The sequence below is a fragment of the Metallosphaera javensis (ex Hofmann et al. 2022) genome (assembly GCF_022064045.1).
GTDB classification, from domain to species: Archaea; Thermoproteota; Thermoprotei_A; order Sulfolobales; family Sulfolobaceae; genus Metallosphaera; species Metallosphaera javensis.
The window spans coordinates 45,001-62,278 of record NZ_JAKNCW010000005.1; the positions used below are offsets into that span (position 1 = coordinate 45,001).

Genomic DNA, 17,278 nt, shown 5'->3' on the forward strand with positions numbered 1-17,278 from the left:
GGCCCGGAAGTTTCGGGGCATGCTGACCTGCCGTGGCCCCCTCCTTCCTCCGGTTTAACACCGGCAGTCCTTCTAGTGTGGACCGTCTCCGGAGAGACGATTACCAACTAGAAGTGGGGGTCTCGCTCGTTGCCGGACTTAACCGGACATTTCACAACACGAGCTGGCGACGGCCATGCACCTCCTCTCCGCGAGTCTGGCAAGGTCGTTAGCCTGGCCGTCATCCTGCGGTCTCCCCCGGTGAGATTCCAGGCGTTGACTCCAATTGAGCCGCAGGTTCCACCCCTTGTGGTGCTCCCCCGCCAATTCCTTTAAGTTTCAGCCTTGCGGCCGTACTCCCCAGGCGGCGGGCTTACCAGTTTTCCTGCGGCACCGCGTAGGCACAAAGCCTACGCGACACCTAGCCTGCATCGTTTACAGCCGGGACTACAAGGGTATCTAATCCTTTTTGCTACCCCGGCTTTCGCCCCTCACCGTCGGGCGCGTTCTAGCCGGACGCTTTCGCCACTGGTGGTCCTCCCGGGATCTGAGGATTTCGCCCCTACTCCGGGAGTACCTCCGACCTCTCCCGCCCCCTAGCCTGTAAGTATCACCGCCGTTCCCCGAGTTGAGCCCGGGTCTTTAAACGGTGACTTTACAGGCCGGCTACGGGCGCTTTAAGCCCAATAAACGTCCCGATCACTCGCGGGGCTGGTATTACCGCGGCGGCTGACACCAGTCTTGCCCCCCGCTTATTCCTCCACCTTTCTGGAGTGGAGAAAAGCCCTCTTGCGAGGGCACTAGGGGTAACGCCCTCACGGTTTCCCGCATTGGGGACGTTCCGCGCCTGGTGCGCCCCGTAGGGCCTGGGCCCTTGTCTCAGTGCCCAACTGGGGGCTCCCGCTCCCACGGCCCCTACCCGTTATCGGTTTGGGGGACCTTTACTCCCCCAACAGCCTGATGGGCCGCAGCCCCATCCTTGGGCACCTCTCGACGGGATCAGCCGAGAGGCATTTAGGTAAGGGATCGTTCCAGATTCCCTTACCCGCTCCGGATTAGCCCCAGTTTCCCGGGGTTATCCAGATCCCAAGGGCAGGTTAGCCACGTGTTACTCAGCCGTCCGCCACGCCCTCTTCCCGAGAGCGTACGACTCCCATGGCTTAGCCCTACCCCTATAGCGATCGGGTCCGGCAGGATCAACCGGAATTAGGGCAGCTAACCTTTCACCACCCTCGGTTCCCCTGTCGGAGATGAGAGACCCGGAGTTATTAGCTCCGGGGAACTCAACTCCCCATAAGCGTAACCCCGTGCGGGTGTTTTGCCCGCCGGGGGCATTGCGCAAGATAACTATTATCCTGGAACCTAATATAAAGCTTACGTCCTTATGTGAAGGTGGTTCTGCCTATCCAGTGAGGGAGTTAAGAGTCGATGACCAGTAAGAGAAATCTAAAAAATAGTTTTCGGTGAGAGATGTTACTGAGTGAAAGATAGCGTATAAATTCCGGGCAAGAGAGAAAAGAATTTAGATAGAGAGGGAGAGAGATGAGAAAGTTTATGGAAAATTTCTAGAATAACTTGAGAGTGATGGATGTTTTTTGAATTCCACGAACCAGGGTGTACGCAGGTTGAGGAGAGGGTGGGATGGCAGGTTCCGGGGCGGAGTTAGCTGAGTCTGGATTGGTCTAGAGGGATCTGTCCTGTGGTGTGGATGGGATATGGTGGGTTGAGAGAGTGCAAGTAGGGAGTTGAGGGTTTCCGTGAAGATTGTTGGATGAAGTGTTGCCTGATCCGGATGAGGGACATTGAGTCTGGAGCAGGGTCGTGGATTTGGGGTGGTGAGTGGATAAGACGTTATGAAGGGAGTTTGTGGGTTTTGGGATAGCTTGCATCAAGATGCGTTGGGTGTGGTTACTTTCAGTGCTCAGGATCTCTGGGTGATGCGGTTTCGTCTTATGTGGAGTCGTCACCTAAGATTCCCTAGAGTCTCCGTCGATTTCTCAGGGTGTGGGTTTTCTAAGCCCTGGATATCCCCGGCGAGAAGGATCTCAACTTCTGAGAGCCAGGGGTAGAGATGGAAAGCGAATGAGATCGGGCGGACAACCCTTCCCCGTGACGTGGTAGACTGTACTGAGTGTCCCTGTACTCGGAAAGGAGATGGTGAAAAGGGTGCAAATGAGGTGGTTAAATGAGTTTTGCGAGTAGGCGAGGAGATGACCCTGAGACGGTAAGAGCGTTTTAGACTGGGTGATTTCCCTGTCTTGTGGATGGGGAGTAGCCTCCGGGGGTTCCAGGGATGGGGGAAATCCTTGATAGCACTTTCCTGAAAATCCCTTCAAGTCTATTTTACCTATAATTTCAGTTTTGTCCAATGATCTCCTAGTAAAATTTCACTTTTAAGGTCAATGATATTGCTTATCTATGAATTTTCATTTTCTGCGAACTCTTTTGAAGAATATCTCACTACATCAAAATCCGTAAAGCACTACCTTGAGTGTAAGGGGAGCGTTCTAGGTTGAATTGCAGAAAGGTGATACTCTGGGGGATCCTGATCCAAGGTTTAGTGAGAATAGACTTGCCTGTGAAGGTGGATCTCTCGGTTTGAGGTGTTGTGTTGGGAGTTAGCATAGTGTCGTCAAACTTGCATAAATTCGTCTCATGACGTGGCGACCTCGCATAATTCCTTGAACCTTAAAATATGCTAACATGACGACACTATGGGAGTTAGCAATGTCCGAACCTGTAGCACAGGTAGGCGTCGTGGAGCTCCTGGCCTACCTCGTCCTGGTGGTCCTCGTGTGGGGGTGATCTAATCTCGTTGATTATGGCCTTGGCTATCTCATTCTCCTCCATCTGGAAGAGGGAGCCCATCCAGGACAAGGAGTTGACAAGCTTTTCAGCCAACTCCCTCTCAATTCCCTTGGATGCGAGTATTATCTCTACCCTTATTGCCTTCATGACCGCGTTCAGGGCCTCCATGAAGCTGTCGTAGATGCCGAGCTGGCGGGCGTAACTCTCGAGGTCAGTCATGGACCAGCTCCTGGGGGCCGGGAAGAGAGTGGAGAGGGAGTAGGCAGGCATGGTGGAGTAGGAGCTGGAAGGAGGTAAGGGGAAGCCCATGACGTTAACTCCCTCGCATCCGCCGGTGCACAGTCCGCCAACCAGGACTGGGGAACCGTAGATCAAGGGGTTCTGGGGTATACCCACTAGCCTAGGGTTGGTGAACATCGACTTGATGGTATACACGTCAGCGCTGTCAGGCCCGCAGGGGGTTCCCAGGGCCCCAAGGTTTGGGTAGATCACGGCTGTGGGTACGCCCTCAAGATTCACGTCAGGGAACCCGATTATCCCGGGGAGGAAGAGAGGAGCCTTACCTGAGATGGTGATGATATCCTGCCTCACCTGATTGTTTAGGAAGTACCTGTTCCTGTTGGGAGACTCCTTCACGTAAACCTGCTGGGTAAATCCAAGTGTCTCATTGAAAACGTGCTGAAGTATGTACGGCACGTACGTGGGGATCAATCCCGCCCCTGCCCAGGACAGGTGGTTAAGGGCCTGCTGTATCCCCTCCACCGTCCTATACACCGGGTTCATGTTCATAACACTATCCAGGAACCTCTCCTGCCCTGACAACCTACAGGCCGGGTCGTAGGGTTGCAGGAAGTTCTTCACGTTTCCCTTCACGGGTAACATCATGAGGGGATAATCAACGTTCGCGAGCTTGGCCCCGGCCCCCTTGTTAACGCTGGTCGTGAAGTACGCCCCTCCCTGGGCAACCATGAACCTTTCAGCCCCGTCCAGCCACTCCCTGGCTGCCCCTCCCACGTACACGTAGACGCACTCTTTTCCAGTGCACCTGTCAGTCTTCACCAGGATCCCGTGCCTCACAAAGTTGAACACGTCCGGGGGAGCTTCAGAGGGGGTGGTGGCCCTACCCCTTCTCAACCCTCCCGGAGACCACCTGGTGGGGGTTATGAGGGCGGGAGTCATCCTGTAGAGCGCGTCGTCAAGGCGATTACTGCAGAAGAAGCTCAGCTGGCTGGCCTCGCACTCCGCCTCGCTCGTGACCGATTCTAGCGTGATCCCTATCCCCAGGACTGCTGCGATCCTCTCGAAGATCTGCTCAAGGGGAATAACCTCAACCTGCTCCTGGTTCAAGATTACAACTTCTCCCATGGATCTCACCAGAACCTATCCTTTTTATCCCACTCTCCGCTCTGAAATTATTTATCTCTAGATCAAGACTTTCGCAGGACACACTCATCAACAGCAGCTCAGTGCATTGGTGGTTTTGGTTAATTTTTACTTTCCGACGTGGACACCATTCAGAGAGCACAGGGTAAAAACTTACACAAAGTACTGACGCTAGAAGTTCAGCTGGAGCTACCATGTTCCGCGCTCACGTTACACTACACAGCAGAGGGTATGGGCCCCAACAGGTCTCCCGAATCCAGATGGTCTCGTCGACCCACCGATAAGATCTTTCCTGAAGTGCATTGATGTTCGCGAAGCTTTGTGAGCTACCCTGAAGGGCGAGGTTTTCCAGACATTTATAAAAGCCACATATCTAGTTTAGAGCTATGGGCTTTGGCTTCAAGGAGGCCATGGACGCGGTCATGAAGGCAATAAGGGTGCAGGTAGTACTAGTGTCCATGGGAGTGGATGAGGAGTTAGCCAGGAAGATGGTTGACTCCGTGCCGTGGACAGGATCACTTTTTCGGATGGAGGAGAATGAGATAGCCAAGGCCATAATCAACGAGATTAGATCACCCCCACACGAGGACCACCAGGACGAGGTAGGCCAGGAGCTCCACGACGCCTACCTGTGCTACACGCAGGACCTGTGTTGACGGAATTCTCAAAGCAGATCTGTGCTGTTCAGGCTTGCGACAGGGGAATAACTTGTTAAATATCGGGGGAGATTATCTTAACTCATGATAGTTCAAACCGCGGCTGATGTTTACCTAAGCGAGGCCGATCGTCTCCTGGAGAAAGGGGACGTGGTTCAGGCTAGCGAGAAGTACTATAAGGCAGCGGAGGAGGCAATCAAGCTTCTAGCCGTTTCGAGGAACCTTAGGATAGTTAAGGAAGTGGAAAGAAAGGGGAAATGGAGTCTCGACGATTTACAAGAAGCTGTGAGAGAACTGGAGAAGGAGATTGGGGGAATCGAGGATCTCTGGAAATCCGCTATCTTAATTCTGAGCGCTACTCCTGAACCTTATATTCTTAAAGAGGAGGCTAAGAAAGTGAGAGAGCTTGTCAGAATCTCGGATAAAGCATCTAATACTATCCTGGATTGAGGAGGCTGATCGCTTGCTGGAGAAGGGAGATGCGGTTCAGGCTAGCGAGAAGTACTATAAGGCAGCGGAGGAGGCTGTGAAACTGCTGGCAGTGTCCCGGGGTCTTGAAGATGAAGTTATGCGAAACTCTAGGTCGATACACGAGATTGCGGAGATTCTGGGGTAGTGCGGGACCCCACATGACACGATCACGGGTTGCGGTTCTGCCCAGTTACAGCAAGTCTGGATGCGCAACATATTTTTAACCCTGAAGGACTCCGTATAATAGTGCGGGGATGCCCGAGCTGGTCCAAGGGGGCGGACTCAAGACCGCCAGAGTGATCCGCTGGCGCAGGCCATCCGGGGTTCAAATCCCCGTCCCCGCACGTTGGTGATTCTGGACCTTCTCGAGCTGGTCAGAAGGAAAAATTCATGAAATTGCAGGCCCATACCATAGTTGTCATATTAGCATTTTAAGTTTCAAGGAATTCAATGAGAAGTCGCAAAGCGATAAAACAGAATGTAAGCTTAACGACACTGTAGCAACACAACAAGCGAAGGTTTTGCCTGGAGGTGGTTCAAGCCCCGGAACTACATTTTCTTGAGCACCAGGGATGTCAGCGTTGACTCCACTCCCTTCACTGACCTTATGCTCTCCACAATGTTGTTGAGCTCAGCCGAATCCCTGGCCTCCACCCTGACCACTATGTCGTAATCACCTGAGATCTCCATTACCTCCTTAACCCCCGGGATCACGGCCAGCCTCCTGGTCACGGATGTGGTGTAAACGTTTGAGCCACACTTCACTGAGACCACGGCCTCTATCCTCTCAGGGGGTCTGGGTTTCAGCACCTTCCCGGTCACCTCCTCAGCTATCTCCAGGAGGTCCACGTCCCTGAAGTACCTGGTTCCCTCGCTGGACTTGATCTTTGCGAGGACCTGTTCCATCTCCCTGTCGTCCAGTTTCACCCCCAGTCTTTCAAACCTGTCCTTGAGTGCGTGCTTCCCCGTGTACTTGTCTATGACGTAGTCCCTGGACCTGCCAAAGACCTCAGGCGGCATGAACTCGTAGGTTCTGGGATCGCTCAATATTCCGGCCACGTGAACTCCTGCCTTATGTACGAAGGCGTAATCTCCCGTGATTGGTGTGTTGGGGGGCATAGGTATTCCGCTGTACTTCTCCACAAGGGAGGCAACAGACGACAGCTTGTCCAGCCTCACCACGTCCACGTTAAAGTGATACTTCAGTGCAGCTGCCACGGTCTGGAGAGGCACTATCCCAACCCTCTCTCCGAGACCGTTCACCGTGGCGTGGATTATGGTTGCCCCGCCCTCAACGGCTGCCAGGGCGTTGGCCACAGCCATTCCAAGGTCGTTGTGGGCGTGGATATCGAACTCAACTCCAGGCACCTCCCTCACGAGGTAGGAAAATAGTTCCCTGGTCTTGGTGGGATAGAGGATTCCCACCGTGTCTGCTATGCTCACCCTGTCAGCTCCAGCATCCCTCGCCGTCTTCGCCACCTTAACCAGGTAATCCAGGTCGGTCCTGGTCGCGTCCTCGGCGGTGAACCTGACCTTAACCCCGTGCGATCTGGCGTATTGAACCACGTCCGCAATGATGTTGAGTGCCTCCTCCCTTGTGGTCCTGGTCTTGGCCTTGAGGTGAATGTCGCTGACCCCGTAGAAGATGGCTATCCTGTCAACTTCCAGTTCGCTGGCTACCTCCACATCCCTCTTCACTGCCCTGCTGTGGCCCAGGATTTCTGAGGTTATTTCCCCCTCCCTCTTGAGCTTCACAATCCTCTTTATTCCCTCGTAAATGTCCGGTGAAACCGCCGGATGACCGGCCTCGATCATGGAAACTCCCAGGTCTGACAGGGCCTTGGCTATCTCAACCCTCTGTTCCGTGGTGAACACAACTCCGGGAGTCTGTTCGCCTTCCCTCAAAGTAGAGTCCAGTATACCTACTTTCATCTATCGCACCTAGAAGTTCTAGATCGGTAAGAAACTTATTAATATCTACGTAAAAGACCAGTGAAAAGTTCGAACTAAGATAGGGAGTTTAATATGAGTTCTTTAACGCTTTCTATCCCCATCTTGGGGGAATACTTCTCGAGGATTGCCCCGATCAGGTTGTAGAGGGGCCTGTTCCTTGTGATGGACTCCACGTGATTGGCGTACACGAAGATGAGGGCAGTCTTGATCGCGTTCTTCCTGCTCTCCATTTCCACCTCGGAGAGTATTGCCTCCACTTCTTTGGGGTTTACCTTGGATTTGTACTTTCTGAGCTCCACGAACTCCTCTTGATCCAGGACTGACATGGTTACACCGGCTCAACTATACTAGCAGTTTCTTCTCCCTTAATAATTCTTGCAAGCTTCCCTATCTTGTCAACGCTTGTCACTATCACCCTGATCCTGGACCTCTCCACGATCTTCATGGCCATGGGATCCAGAAGCTCGTATGTCCCCGCCTTGACGGACTGAGTGGACTCCAGGATGGATCTCAACTCGGTTGTGGTGACCCGGGGGAGGAACCTGGCGTTGGGGTTCTTCTTGGGATCGCTGTCAAACACCCCCTCCACCGTGGTGACCATGATCAGATAGTCAGCCGAAATTGCCTCCGCCACCAGGGCTGAGACGGCAGCGGTGGATTGTCCAGGCTGAAATCCTCCAACCACCACCACCTTTCCGTGACCCCAGTACTCCAGGAACTGTTCCAGGCTCTCCGGAATCCTGGCGTAGGCTAGGTCGGGCATGGACATGGCCATGAGGAACGCGTTGAGCCTGGCCACCCAGATTCCAAGGAGGTCGAGGCTTGCCTCGTTCAGGTTCAGGGACCTGCCCAGAGAGATGTATCTCCTCGCGGTGGCCCCTCCTCCCGTCACCAGGGCCACGCGATGACCCTCCTGCACAAGGGACCTGATGGATGACGAGAGTTGGCTCTTGTCTCCTTCAGCATCAAAAAACTTCCCTGTTACCTTGACTACCAGTTTCATCAGGGAAGAATCGGGATCTCAATAAAAAGTTTAAACTGGATAGTCGTCGGGTAGCTTGTGCCTGAAGTACTTCCCCGACTCGGGGTCCTTGAACAGGCCTATCTTGACTCCTTTCCTGCCCTTAGGGGCTAGGGTCCATGCCTTTTCTGGGGCTAGCTCAGCTTCCTTTCCTCCAGGCGTCTTGATCTTGACTGCCTTCTTGTATGTCATGTTCATCAATTTAATGTTGTAGGACTCATATTATAAACCTTTCCATGAGTATCGCAATTGATAATACCATGAGTTTATCAATGACTGACATTGAAGGACTGCCTTAAACTGCGGAACTGGTTCCTCCATCTACTAGGATTCCTGTGCCTGTGATGTAGCTACCCATATCGCTTGAGAGGAAGAGGAGGAGAGAACCGAGGTCCCTCTTCACGTCACCTATCCTGCCAACTGAGATGGGGTCCAGAACTCTCTCCTTCCAAACTTGATCGAAGGGAAGGCCCTTGGATTCGGCGTATCGGGAAAGGGTCCTTCTGGCCCCCTCGGTGGGAAAGCTCCCCATGAGGATGGTATTCACTGTGATGCCATGTTTCCCGTAATCCCTGGAGAGTATCTTGGCGAGCTGGAGGAGGGGTGAACGGGAAACGTCTGCAAGGACTAGAATGCTCTGGGGTTCCCTCACAGTCCAGGAGGAGAGAAAGAAGATCCTGCCCCATCCTCTGGAGACCATGTTGGGGATGACAAGTTTGGTGAGCGAGACTGCGCTGAGCAGATATAACCTGATTGCATGCTCCCAGTCTTGGATCTCGGTGCCTGAAAAAGTGACTGGCTCCCTGGGTGGATTTCCAGAGTTCACCACCAGGATGTCGATTCCTCCCATCACGTGGAGGGCGTATGAGACCAGGGAGTTCAGCGAGTCCAGATTGGTCATGTCTGACTGGGTACCGTAAACCGCTGGGTTAATTCTCCTCAGGTAGTGTAAGGCCCTCTCCAGCTTCTCTCCAGATCTGGAGGTGATTGTGACGATTGCACCATTGGAGGCGAAGGTCTCTGCAACTCCCCTGCCTATTCCCTCCGTGGATGAGGTAACAAGGACTCTTTTTCCCTGAACAGGAAACATCGGGTAAAGAGAGAGGGGAGACGTTAAAAATGTTGGGAAATGAGAGATGCGATTTGCAACTGGGAAACACGAGTTAGATAAGGCTCTTGTAAAGCTCGAGAACCTTAAGGGATACTTCTCTCCATCTCCAGTTCTTGGAGATTTCCCTGTTTCTTTCTCCTATCTCTTTCCTTAGGTTTGGGTCCCTTAGGGACTCTACTGCCTGTTTCAGTTGCTCACAGTTGGAGACCACAAACCCATTAACGCGATCCTTGACTAAAGTGGGAAGAACCTTTGCCCTATCGCCAACAATAACTGGAACTCCCCTAACCATGGCCTCCTTAACCACTAATGGATCCGCCTCGACTTCCGACGTTAAAATGAGCGCAAGAGAACCATCAATCAAGGCGTATTTTTCCTCGTCCGTCACCTGTCCTAGATACTTTACCTTGTTTTCTAGTCCTAATTCCTTTACAGTCCTCATCAGAAGTTCAAAATATTCCCGATCTCTCACCTGTCCCGCCAGCACTAACTTAATGTCCATATTCTCGACGCATTTAACGGCAAATAGTTGGCCCTTTTCGGGACTAATTCTAGCCAAATAGAATAAATAGTCATGTGTTCCTTCCCTTGCTGGGTAGTCAAATACCTTATCTTCTACGCCGTTTGGTATGGTTACAATCTTGCTTCCTTGGAAACCTTTTCTTATCATCTCTTCCTTTTCCCACTCGCTTACTGCGATTATGCGGTGAAGTCTATTTCCCATGTACCTCTGTAACGTATCTAAAATGAGTCCCCTATTTACCACAAAAATGTCGTGTGGAGTTATGACCATGGGAATATCGTAAAATCTTGACTCAAATAAGGTAAACCAAAAGGTGTAAAGGTTCCAGGGACTAAATTTTCTTCCTAGGTTATGAAAATGGAGTAAATCGGGTTCCTTACTAAATCTCCATGTCCTGGGATGCCTTATCACCTTTATCCCGTCTATAACCTCGAGCGGTTTGAGAACACCCTTTTCCTCGTAAGTATCCCTAGTAGTATGTACTTCAACGCCAACCGAAAGCTTAACCAGTTCCTTGCTCAGATTATAAACGTGGACTTCTGTTCCTCCTCTAACAGGAAGAAAAAGAGGTGTGATCATCCATGTCTTTATGACGAAACACCCCTATTTTTTCATGAAGACCTCCAGTACCGAGATGTAGTCGTCCTCCGAGAAGCCCCAGGACTCCGCCATCCTGTAGAGCTGGAGGGCGAGGGAGGACATCGGGGTGATTATTCTCAGCCTCTGAGCCTCCCTATCTATTATCTCAAGGTCCTTTCTCATATGTTTGGTGGCGAATTGGGTCGAGTAGTCCCTGGAGGCCATCTTTCCGGCCTTGATCTCGGATGTGGGAGATCTGGCACTGCTGTACTTGGCGAGGAATTCAGCCACAAGCTTGGGATCCAGTCCGCTCTTGACTCCCAGGTTGAATGCCTCGGCCATAGAGGCCACGTAGGCACCTATGAGCAAGTTGTTAACCAGTTTAGCGTATAGGCCCATTCCGTTCTTACCCATGTATAGCACGGTGGAAGCGGTGTGGGAGAGAAGGTCCCGTATCTCTGGGAATCCATCCTCTGGTCCCCCTACCAGTACCGTTAACCTCTTCTGTTCCACCATGACAGAAGTACCCACCACGGGAGCGTCGTACATCCTTCCTCCGGCGTTGAATACCTGTGTTGCTAACTCCATGCTAAGTGAGGGAGAGATGGTGGACATGTCCACCACAGTTTTACCCCTGACCACAGGGAGGATTTCCGATATCACTTCCTTGACCGCCATGTCGTCAGATAGCATGAGGATTATCACGTCTGACTCCTGAGCCAACTCTCTGACATTCTTGGCTATCTTCACCTGATATTTCTTGGAGAACTCCTCCGCCTTGGAGGTAGTCCTGTTATACACCAGGTCCAGCTTGCCTGCATTTCTTAAGTTGACAGCTATTCTCCAACCCATTACTCCTAATCCGGCTAACCCCACGCGCATAACTTAGTTACTCCGTCTTGGTTAAAAGAGCTCTTATTCTTCTATGCTTTCCCTCTGTGCGAATCAGATCCACAGAGATGATCTCCACGTTCATCTCCTTGATCTTTTCCATGAGCTCGTCGAAATTCCTTGCCTCGACTAGCATATCCTGTATGCCGTCATATATCTCGTGCCCCTTCTTTTCAGTGGAGTAGAAGATCACCCTGTAGGTCCTGGATAGGGGCTTGTTTTCCACGAGCAGATTGAACTCGCTCTTGCCAAGTGAGGAAACCTTAACAAGGGAGTAGCCCATGACCTCCTTTCTCTCCTCATGATAGTCCTCTATTATCAGGGGGTAGGGTTCAAGTATGCGCACATCTGAGGGCTCGGTGAAGGGTATAATAATCTTGTTTCCTATCTCCCTATCCAGCGAATCTCCTCCCCTGGAATACCAGGACGATATGGGGACTCCCCTTGAGAGCCTAGTGTAGAGATAAAGTACCTTCTGGTTCTTCCTTATCACCTCAACGCTCCTGGTATCCAAGTCGTACACCAGTTCTCCCTCAGGATTGTCCATGTCTGGCTCAAAACCAAGCTGAGATAGTTTCTTCCCCACTTCCCTCCTGATCTCAGCCTTCATGCTCTCGTAATACATCAGGCCATTGCCAACGGCGAAGTTGGTCTCCAGTTCCTGCATTCTGGGGGAGAGCCTGACACCCAGCACGTACCTCATGGGAGAGGTTCTCAGGATGGAAAGGGCCTTTGCCACGAAGTCCTCCTTCACCTGTGCCAAGACGTCATTGCAGAGGTAACAGGCTCTCCTCTGAAAGCCCTTTCCAAAATAGTGGGAAAAGAGCGATTCACCTGCTCCCCCCATGTTGAAGAGTACTTCCCTTATCCCCTCCAGGTCGGGGAGTTGATGCTCCTTGATCTTCCTATCAATTTCCAGGATCAGGGAGAGCTTTATGGATCTACCCCTTTCGCTGTTGAGATGACCGTAACCGAGCTTCGCGAAGCATCTGCCCAGACAGGAGTCACAGAGTGGATACCTTTCCAGTAGGGATAGGGCCTGCTCAGCCACCCAGCTGGCCGAAGAGTTTTTCCACATCCTTCTTCCTTCTCTTGAGCATCTTAAGAGTTCTCTGCACCGTATTGAAGTGTTCTATGAGTTCCCTGACCTCCTCCACTTCCGTTCCAGATCCCATGGCTATCCTCCTCATCCTTTGCTTATCAATTATTGAGGGGTTGTCCAGCTCCTGATAGGTCATTGAATTCATGATGGAGAGCCACCTTTGCATTTTCTGCTCTCCCACCTTAACCTGATCTTCAGGGATGTCTCCCATCATGTTCATACCGGGTATAAGTTGAAGGATCTTGGAGAGTGGACCCATCTTCCTCACAGCCACTATCTGCTTGTACATGTCCCTGAGGGTGAGCTTAGACTTACCTGTAATGACTTCCTCCATCTTCTTCTGTATTCCCTCATAATCCTCCATGGCCTTCATTTTCTCAATGATGGCCTCAAGGTCTCCCATTCCCAGAATCCTTGCAACAAATCTCCTTGGGTTGAATACCTCCAGCTCATCTATTTTCTCGCCCACTCCAATGAACTTGATGGGAGCTCCAGTGGCTGCCACTGCTGAAAGAGCACCCCCGCCCTTTGCGGTACCGTCCATCTTGGTAATGATAATGGAACCCACGTTACTGGCCTCGTGGAACCTCTTGGCCAGATCGTAGGCCTTCTGGCCCAGAGAGGCGTCTATAACCAGGATTACCTCGTTGGGCTTGATCTTTTCGTATATATCCTTCATCTCTTCCAGGAGTTTAACCTCCTCACCGTATCCGTGCCTGCCCGCGGTGTCCACAATCACAAGCTCATATCTCTCTGATAGGAACTTCTCCACGCCCCTCTTTGCTATTCCCACGGCGTCCTGGCTCCCTGGCTCTCCGTAAACTGGTACATTTATCTGTTTCCCTATCTGTTGCAATTGTTCCAAAGCCGCGGGCCTGTAGACGTCTGCTCCAACAAGCGCTACCCTGTAACCTCTCCTTCTGTAGAAGTACGCAAGCTTTCCCGCCGTTGTGGTCTTCCCGGTGCCCTGAACGCCCACCAGCATGATGACCCACGGGATCGACTTTGGATTGACCTCTGGCTCCTTGTCCCCTCCAAACAGGGCTGAAAGCTCGTCATAAACTATCTTGATGAACCACTCCCTTCTCTCAAGATTGGAGGGAGGAGTCTCCTTCTTGAGCCTATCCTTAATCTTGCTGGTGAGGGAGAAAACAAGTTTAACCTGCACATCTGACGAAATAAGGGCTTTCTGAATATCCTTAATGAACTCCTCCACAGCTACTTCGTAGGAAGCGTTACCTCCCAAAAATTTCCTTACAGCGTCCCTTATTCCGTCCAACAAGTTACTTTACCCTGACTATCTTTTTCCTTCCCATCACTTCCCAGTACTCCACCTCTGCATCCTTCTTTATCTTGCTGGCCACATCCTCCTCTGTGGGCATATCTATCTCGAAGGTTTCGTAGGTCTCAAGATCCATTATCTGAACCTTGTCACCAACGTTGGAGATCACCTGCCCCATGCGCTTCTCTATGATGGGCACCTCTACCGTGGAGTCCACTGGAGCCATGAGAGTCTTCTTGGCCCCGGTGAAGATGCTGACTGCCACAATGTTGGCCTTGGCACTCCCGTGTTTTCCGGTCTTGGCCTTGGTAACCTCTACCACTCTGCAGGGTTCGCCATCTATAACTATGTAGCTACCTTCTTTCATTTCACCAACTGTGGAGTAATTTATCCCCATTATTATCCAGTTCACCACTTCTACACTAGGCTTAAAACTCTTGCTCTGAGCTTTGGCCCTTCATCATGGATCAGACTAGATTCTTCTTCACAGCAGATTTATTTTGAACCTACGTCCCTAAATAAGTATGCCTTGGAAAATTAGATGTACGGAGTGCGGTTCGGAGCTGTTACTCAACGTAAGTTTTGACATAAGTAAGCAGAAATCAATTTACCATTACTGCAAGGTGTGCAAGAAGAACACTTTTAATGAGATACTTGGCTATTTAGAGGTGGATGAGGAGCCCAATTCAGTTTGATCGATGAAATAACCTGTCTCGTCTGACCATTTCAAACCTTGGTCTTACCCTATGAAGTCCTTGGTCTGAATCTTCTCAGGAATATACTGGAAGGCGAGGAACTTGAGACCCTTACTGGCCATGGCCTCTATTTCCAGCTTGGCCTTCTTCTGTAGGAACATGTTTATCTCCTCCTCCCAGCTCTTGGTCTTGAACCAGCTGTAGTTCTTTATTTCCAGGGCCCTCTTTATGTCGGTCTCCTTGGCCTTTATTATGAAGCTGGACCTCTCCCTCTCGCTGAGGTAGGCTTTCTTCTTGGGAGTCCCAAAGATGTCCCCCATTGACACCCCTAGGAACTTGGCGTCCGGCGTGGCGAGCCTCTCGCTCTCATAGGAAAGTGAGATTGATCCTATCCTGAAGACGCTGTAGATGTACCATCCATAGGGATCGGCGTCTGTCAGGATGTACACCGGTAGCTTCAACTCCTCGTTAAGCCTCCTGAGGAATCTCCTTGTTGCCCTGTCTGGCTGTCCGGCACTGGTGATCAAGATGCACTTATACTTTCTCCAGAAGCCGGCCCTATGCAGCTGTTGAAACACTGCATCCTTCTCCACCACAAGGACGTAATCAGCGTTAACCTCGACGAAGTCTATCAGGTCTGGGGTGGGCTCTATGGAGTAGGCCCCATGCCCCATCTTGCTCAGATCTATTATGTCGTTACCGCTCCTCAGTCTCATGTCTCCAACCACTTTCCCCTTCTCCTTGCTCAGGATCAGCATTTCCTCCCTGAGGAGTGAGGTGAAGACCTCGATGTCTATTATCACGCTGTCCGATTCCTTCTGTTCATCCCAGGTGTTCTCCTCATGGGTCTTTCCCTTGGGATCCCTGAGAATTATGGAGTGCTTCCCCCTGTAATAGAGGTCACGGATGGTTGGATACTCGTCGTTGACGAGGGCGTCATAAATGATACTTCCCATGAGAACTGTCTGCATGAACCTTCTTGCCTCGTTCATGTCCAGAAAGCTTCTCTTCATTTTCTCCTCTCCCAGGAGGAGGAGTTTCCTCTTTTCGTCATATACTGTATTAGCTAGGGTTCGCTTGGGAATTTCCATGACCAGGGGTTCTCCCCTATTTAGCTGATCCAAGAGAGTGAGGAAGTTCTTCTTTAAGGTCTCGGCTGCCCTGCTCCTTGCCTCCTTGTCCACCTTAGATACGAACTCGCTCATAATGTCTCAACCCTGTACGACTTAAATAATTCCAAATCTTTGTCCTTAATATTAAGCTTAGTCACCACAAGGTCAATCATCTTATTCTGTATCTCCTCCTGGACCTTGGGGGCTAACTCCTTCTTTCCATCAGTCACGAAGATGGAAAGGGATCTGGCCAACTCAGGTATGTACTTCAGATAGGTTAGAAGCCTCTTCCTAGCCTCTTCCTCCTTCCGTTTCTCCGTCATGAAGGTCTTAAGAGATCTGGAGGCCTCCATTATTCCGTTCCTGATCTCCTTCTCTATTTCCTCCACATCAGCTATGCTCTCCTTTCCTGCGCTCTTATAGGGCACCTTCGTACTGCAGAGATGAACCATGACGACCAGGGGAAGTTGTTCATCCTCTATTCCATACCTCTTCCAGTCAATCTCTTCAACTACTTTCCATACCACGTCAGATTTCTCGTCATATATGAGGGGGATCTTGTTGGCATACCTCAGGACCGTGGGTTCCTCGGAGGGCTGTATATCCCCACCGTAAGCCAAGCCAACCTCAACTATGAAGGGGTGACCCTGATAGGCCTTGGGTCTCCTGGTCACCGCGCCCACATATTCCGGGTTAAAGGTCTGCTTCAATCCCAGTTCGATCAGGTCAGCCCCAATGGTGGAAAGAGCCTCAGGTGAAGGGGGCCTGAAGTCGGGGAAGTTTTTCATGGCATCTACTAGCTTGGAGAGCTGATCGTCAGTGAGCTTCTGGACCTTCTTCTCAGGATCCAGGCCAGCCATCTCAATTACGCTTAGGGCCGTTTTTTCCCCAACACTCTGGAACTCCTTCACCAGGAAATCCTTCACCGTTGTGTCCTCCTTCTGCCTGGAGATCATGTTCTTGAGTAACTCTATATCCACACCGTAAGGATGGGGTTTTACCTCCTTGGGAGGGGTAGGCATTTTGTTGGTGAGCCTGGGATACAGGGTAACGTTACCCTCAGGGTCCTTAAAGTAGAATTCAGCATAAGGGGTAATGATGTAGGTCCTCTTTATGTACTCGTATACTCTGCTTTTGGCCCTCATCCAGTCTCCAAGGATATACATGGACACCGAGGTACCGTGATAACCGGTATCGTTGTTGACCGATCCCCTCTCATATATGATGGGTTCGTTTTTCGTGACGTCTATCTTCAGCTTAAAACTGTAAATCCTTTTGGAGTTAACTGGCGCGGTGGTTATCTCAATGGGTTTGTCCTGGTACATCTGGCTATAGAGTACAGCTGCCTTAACTCCAAGCCCGTACATTCCCCTTGTCTGTCTGAGAACATACTTCGAGCTGTAAAGTACCCTTCCAAATGCGTCTGGAACCACGTGTGGAGGGATACCTATTCCGTTATCCTCCACGGTGAGCCTGTAAATCTCCTTTTCCTGACTGGTCCTCTCGATCACGACCTTAATTGAGGGAAGAATCTCGTGGACGTCCGTGGCATCAAGTGCGTTCTCCACTAACTCCCTGAGGGCTTGATACATGGCCCTGGCTGGGTTGGAGAAGCCTGCCAGTTCCGGGTTTCTCTTAAAGAACTCCGCCGGCGAGATACTAGTAAATTTCTCTTTAGCTGACACTTAAATCACCATGATAGACATATTATT

At 51.1% G+C, this 17,278-nt stretch carries 17 protein-coding genes, 1 tRNA gene, 1 rRNA gene and 1 pseudogene (1 of these 20 cut by a window edge); 5 read left to right on the forward strand and 15 right to left on the reverse strand.

Annotation, left to right across the window (positions count from 1 at the left end):
* The 3 genes from L3N51_RS05340 to L3N51_RS05350 form a co-directional block, all read right to left on the reverse strand.
* Positions 1 to 1,186: ribosomal RNA gene (locus tag L3N51_RS05340) — 16S ribosomal RNA — on the reverse strand; it reaches 311 nt to the left of the window's first position.
* An 838-nt stretch (positions 1,187 to 2,024) separates the two neighbouring features.
* Positions 2,025 to 2,348, reverse strand: a complete 324-nt coding sequence (locus L3N51_RS05345) for a hypothetical protein (RefSeq protein WP_238025942.1) — start codon at positions 2,346 to 2,348, stop codon at positions 2,025 to 2,027.
* 352 nt (positions 2,349 to 2,700) lie between these two features.
* A complete protein-coding gene (locus L3N51_RS05350) occupies positions 2,701 to 4,152 on the reverse strand; it encodes a hypothetical protein (RefSeq protein WP_238025943.1) in 1,452 nt (483 codons plus the stop codon).
* A 404-nt stretch (positions 4,153 to 4,556) separates the two neighbouring features.
* On the opposite strand from L3N51_RS05350, the gene L3N51_RS05355 reads away from it, so the two are divergent.
* From L3N51_RS05355 to L3N51_RS05370, 4 genes and pseudogenes are all read left to right on the forward strand, one after another.
* The gene (locus L3N51_RS05355; protein WP_238025944.1) at positions 4,557 to 4,826 is read left to right on the forward strand and encodes a hypothetical protein; all 270 of its coding nucleotides are present in this window, start codon (positions 4,557 to 4,559) and stop codon (positions 4,824 to 4,826) included.
* An 84-nt stretch (positions 4,827 to 4,910) separates the two neighbouring features.
* Complete coding sequence (locus L3N51_RS05360; RefSeq protein WP_238025945.1) at positions 4,911 to 5,276, forward strand: PaREP1 family protein; 366 nt, start codon at positions 4,911 to 4,913, stop codon at positions 5,274 to 5,276.
* Positions 5,233 to 5,388 (forward strand): annotated as a pseudogene (locus L3N51_RS12745) (PaREP1 family protein); the annotation flags it as partial. The gene L3N51_RS05360 and the pseudogene L3N51_RS12745, both read left to right, overlap by 44 nt.
* A gap of 157 nt (positions 5,389 to 5,545) precedes the next feature.
* Positions 5,546 to 5,641 (forward strand) — tRNA-Leu (locus L3N51_RS05370).
* Between the two features lie 205 nt (positions 5,642 to 5,846).
* Here L3N51_RS05370 and lysS read toward each other — a convergent pair.
* From lysS to L3N51_RS05420, 10 genes are all read right to left on the reverse strand, one after another.
* Positions 5,847 to 7,229, reverse strand: a complete 1,383-nt coding sequence (gene lysS / locus L3N51_RS05375) for a homocitrate synthase (RefSeq protein ID WP_238025948.1) — start codon at positions 7,227 to 7,229, stop codon at positions 5,847 to 5,849.
* A gap of 74 nt (positions 7,230 to 7,303) precedes the next feature.
* Positions 7,304 to 7,576 carry a hypothetical protein gene (locus L3N51_RS05380; RefSeq protein WP_238025949.1) on the reverse strand — a complete coding sequence of 91 codons (273 nt, stop codon included), beginning with the start codon at positions 7,574 to 7,576 and terminating at the stop codon, positions 7,304 to 7,306.
* A 2-nt stretch (positions 7,577 to 7,578) separates the two neighbouring features.
* Positions 7,579 to 8,253 (reverse strand): UMP kinase, encoded by a 675-nt coding sequence (gene pyrH, locus L3N51_RS05385; RefSeq protein ID WP_238025950.1) that lies wholly within the window; start codon positions 8,251 to 8,253, stop codon positions 7,579 to 7,581.
* Positions 8,254 to 8,283: 30 nt separating this feature from the next.
* Positions 8,284 to 8,463 carry a chromatin protein Cren7 gene (locus tag L3N51_RS05390; protein WP_012021704.1) on the reverse strand — a complete coding sequence of 60 codons (180 nt, stop codon included), beginning with the start codon at positions 8,461 to 8,463 and terminating at the stop codon, positions 8,284 to 8,286.
* A 103-nt stretch (positions 8,464 to 8,566) separates the two neighbouring features.
* Positions 8,567 to 9,361, reverse strand: coding sequence for an SDR family oxidoreductase (locus L3N51_RS05395; protein WP_238025951.1), 795 nt, complete (start codon positions 9,359 to 9,361; stop codon positions 8,567 to 8,569).
* Between the two features lie 73 nt (positions 9,362 to 9,434).
* Positions 9,435 to 10,484, reverse strand: coding sequence for a glycosylation protein Agl16 (gene agl16 / locus L3N51_RS05400; protein ID WP_238025952.1), 1,050 nt, complete (start codon positions 10,482 to 10,484; stop codon positions 9,435 to 9,437).
* Between the two features lie 24 nt (positions 10,485 to 10,508).
* Complete coding sequence (locus L3N51_RS05405; protein WP_238025953.1) at positions 10,509 to 11,366, reverse strand: NAD(P)-dependent oxidoreductase; 858 nt, start codon at positions 11,364 to 11,366, stop codon at positions 10,509 to 10,511.
* Positions 11,367 to 11,373: 7 nt separating this feature from the next.
* Positions 11,374 to 12,453, reverse strand: coding sequence for a pseudouridylate synthase (locus L3N51_RS05410; RefSeq protein WP_238025954.1), 1,080 nt, complete (start codon positions 12,451 to 12,453; stop codon positions 11,374 to 11,376).
* Positions 12,419 to 13,759 carry a signal recognition particle protein Srp54 gene (locus L3N51_RS05415; RefSeq protein ID WP_238025956.1) on the reverse strand — a complete coding sequence of 447 codons (1,341 nt, stop codon included), beginning with the start codon at positions 13,757 to 13,759 and terminating at the stop codon, positions 12,419 to 12,421. Before L3N51_RS05415 ends, L3N51_RS05410 begins: the two co-directional genes overlap by 35 nt.
* A 1-nt stretch (position 13,760) precedes the next feature.
* On the reverse strand, positions 13,761 to 14,156 hold the full coding sequence (locus L3N51_RS05420) for a translation initiation factor IF-5A (protein WP_238026064.1): 396 nt from the start codon (positions 14,154 to 14,156) through the stop codon (positions 13,761 to 13,763).
* A gap of 127 nt (positions 14,157 to 14,283) precedes the next feature.
* On the opposite strand from L3N51_RS05420, the gene L3N51_RS05425 reads away from it, so the two are divergent.
* Complete coding sequence (locus L3N51_RS05425; RefSeq protein ID WP_238025958.1) at positions 14,284 to 14,454, forward strand: hypothetical protein; 171 nt, start codon at positions 14,284 to 14,286, stop codon at positions 14,452 to 14,454.
* 44 nt (positions 14,455 to 14,498) lie between these two features.
* Here L3N51_RS05425 and L3N51_RS05430 read toward each other — a convergent pair whose 3' ends face one another.
* On the reverse strand, positions 14,499 to 15,662 hold the full coding sequence (locus tag L3N51_RS05430; protein WP_238026065.1) for a DNA topoisomerase IV subunit A: 1,164 nt from the start codon (positions 15,660 to 15,662) through the stop codon (positions 14,499 to 14,501).
* A complete protein-coding gene (locus tag L3N51_RS05435; protein ID WP_238025960.1) occupies positions 15,656 to 17,251 on the reverse strand; it encodes a DNA topoisomerase VI subunit B in 1,596 nt (531 codons plus the stop codon). The genes L3N51_RS05430 and L3N51_RS05435 overlap by 7 nt, the downstream gene beginning before the upstream one ends.
* Positions 17,252 to 17,278: the final 27 nt, after the last annotated feature.